The organism is Pedobacter psychrodurus (assembly GCF_032678585.1).
Taxonomy (GTDB): Bacteria; Bacteroidota; Bacteroidia; order Sphingobacteriales; family Sphingobacteriaceae; genus Pedobacter; species Pedobacter psychrodurus_A.
Genome location: NZ_JAVTSN010000107.1, coordinates 1 through 2,724, shown reverse-complemented (window position 1 = coordinate 2,724; position 2,724 = coordinate 1). Strand labels below are relative to the sequence as shown.

At 43.1% G+C, this 2,724-nt stretch carries 2 protein-coding genes; both read left to right on the top strand.

Going from position 1 to position 2,724, the window contains the following annotated elements; translation table 11 throughout:
• Positions 1 to 279: 279 nt before the first annotated feature.
• On the top strand, positions 280 to 1,854 hold the full coding sequence (gene istA / locus R2S57_RS30215; protein ID WP_316848628.1) for an IS21 family transposase: 1,575 nt from the start codon (positions 280 to 282) through the stop codon (positions 1,852 to 1,854).
• An 18-nt stretch (positions 1,855 to 1,872) separates the two neighbouring features.
• Entirely contained in the window at positions 1,873 to 2,598 is a 726-nt protein-coding gene (istB, locus tag R2S57_RS30210; RefSeq protein ID WP_265802111.1) for an IS21-like element helper ATPase IstB, read from the top strand.
• The last annotated feature ends 126 nt before the right edge of the window (positions 2,599 to 2,724 follow it).

The following is a 2,724-nucleotide window of genomic DNA, read 5'->3' as shown; positions in this document are numbered from 1 at the left end:
TGGATATTCCGCTCTATAGTTTACCACCATTCCGCTGGATATATTACCAGCTATTCCGCTTCATAGCTTACCAGTATTCCGAAGGAAATATTACCAGGTATTCCATTTCAAAACTTACCAGGTATTCCGGAGCAAAGTTTACCATTTGTAACGACTCAAGGCTCTTAAACGCCTGACATTCCGGCACAAAGGTTACCACTTATTCCACGGCAAAGTTTACCATTAAGAGTGATTTACTACCGTTTCTTATAGTTTTGATTAGGATCAAACTATATAGAGATGGCAAATAAACTACTCAGTATGCAAAAAGTAAGACAGATACTCCTGTTTCTTAAACGTGGTTATTCTGAGCGTGAGATCGCCAGGCAAACAGGAGTTTCCCGACCAACCATTCATCTGTACTCGAAGTTACTTAAGGCTACCGGTACCGATTACGATGTGCTCTTTAATATGGGGGACAATGATTTAAATAGCCTTGTCCATTCCCAAAAGGAACAAAAGGATGAACCAATCGATCTAAGAAAGTTTCATTTCCAGCAACAGGTGGGTTATTTTCTTCTTGAACTTAAACGTGTGGGTGTTACCAGGTTTTTGCTATGGCAGGAGTACCTAAAGTTATATCCTTCAGGGTTTCAATATTCCCGGTTCTGCGAACTTTTAGATATCGAGCTTTCCTCACGCAAGCCAAGTATGCGCATGGAGCACAAACCCGGTCACCTTCTGGAGATCGATTTTGCAGGCTCAAGACTTGAATATGTTGATCGCGATAGCGGAGAGGTAATAGAGTGTCCTGTTCTGGTTGGAGTACTTCCATTCAGCAGCTATTGTTTTGTCATGGCGCTGCCGGATGCAACTCTGGTAAATGTTATCGGTGGCCTTAACAGGATGCTGGAATATTTTCAGGGAACGCCGCTGAACGTTATCTCTGATAACATGAAACAATGGGTGGTTAGGACCTGTAAATATGAGCCTACCTTTCCTGAGCTTCTGGAACAATGGGCACTGCACAATAAAGTAGGGCTACTGGCTACCCGCCCGGGTCGGCCAAAGGATAAACCATCGGTGGAGAATCAGGTGCTCATTTCCTATAGAAGGGTTTTTGCTCTTTTACGTAATGAAAGCTTCTATAGTCTGGAAGAACTAAACAGGGCTATTCTTAAAAAGGTAGACGAGCACCACCAGTTAAACTTCCAGAAAAAGAGCTATAGCCGGATGAGTCTTTTTCAGTCTGAGGAAAAGCCCCTTTTGCAGCCTCTGGCCGCTCAGCCATTCGAACTGTCCCACTACACAAAGGCAAAGGTTCAGAAGAACTATCATGTAGTGGTCGGTGAAGATTGGCATTTCTATAGTGTACCATTTGCTTATCTGGGCAAAAACGTAACGATCGTTTATGATTCAGACCACGTTGAAATCTATTATCAACTTGAACGGGTTGCCATACATAAGCGAAGCTTTAAAAAGCATGGCTATACCACTGATCTGGAGCACATGCCGGAAAATCACAGAAAGATTGCTGAAAGGCGTGGTTGGGATCCTGATTATTATTTACTCAAAGCCGAGCAAAATGGTCCAGCCACCCATCAGTTCTTCAGTAAGCTAATGGAAAGTAAGATCTCCATTCACCAGGCTTATGGACCGTGCCTGGGTATTCTAAGACTGATAAGTTCCTTTGGTTCAGTACGCGTGGAGAATGCGTGCAAGAGGGCATTGAGAGGTTATAAGTATAATTATGGTGTTCTCAATAATATTCTATCCAACAATATGGACCTTAAGGAAGATGCTCCTGCTGAAGGTTCACCAATCCCCAACCATGACAACCACAGGGGAGCAGAGGCATATGAGACGCTAAATTAGAAATCAACTCCAAATAAAATGAATAAACAATCAACACTGGATCAACTTAATTCACTTAGGCTACCAGGCATGGCGAAACGTTATCAAGCCATGTTAAACCTGCCCAGTCATCAACAGGAAGATGCATATACCCTGGTAGCCATGCTCTGTCAGGCTGAAATTGAGCATCGAAACTTTCAGCGAACCGAGAGGTTGTTGAAAAACAGCAGACTCCGTTACAATGCATTACTTGAGGAAGTGATCTGCAAACCGGAACGTGGCCTGACCAGAGAGATGCTTGGACAATTATCTGATGATAGTCTGGTCAATAGATCTCAGAATATCCTTATCCATGGGTTAACTGGTTGCGGAAAAAGTTACCTCGCCTGTGCGCTGGGAAGGAATGCCTGCCTGATGGGACACAAAGTACTGTATCTGGCTATGAATAAATTCCTGGAAGCGATCGGGCAGGCAAAACTTGACGGGACCTACCTAAAGTGGATCAAAAACATAGCTGCACACGCAGTTGTTATTCTAGATGACTTTGGACTCAAGCCGCTTACCCATGACGCAAAACTCGCACTGCTTGATATTCTTGAAGACAGGTATGGAAATGGTTCAATCATTATAACCTCCCAGCTTCCGCTGGATAAATATTATGAGTTCATTAATGAACCAAGCCTTGCGGATGCTATACTGGACAGACTGACAGCGTCGGCACATAAAGTTGAACTCATGGGTGAATCTTTGAGAAAGAAAAAATAAACCTTATTATTGTTAAACAAAAAAGCAACTCTTATAATAAACCAGCTGTCGCTGGTAACCTTTGCGTCGGAAAACCTGGTAAGGTTTCAAAGCGGAAATACTGGTAAACTTTTCTCGGAATATCCA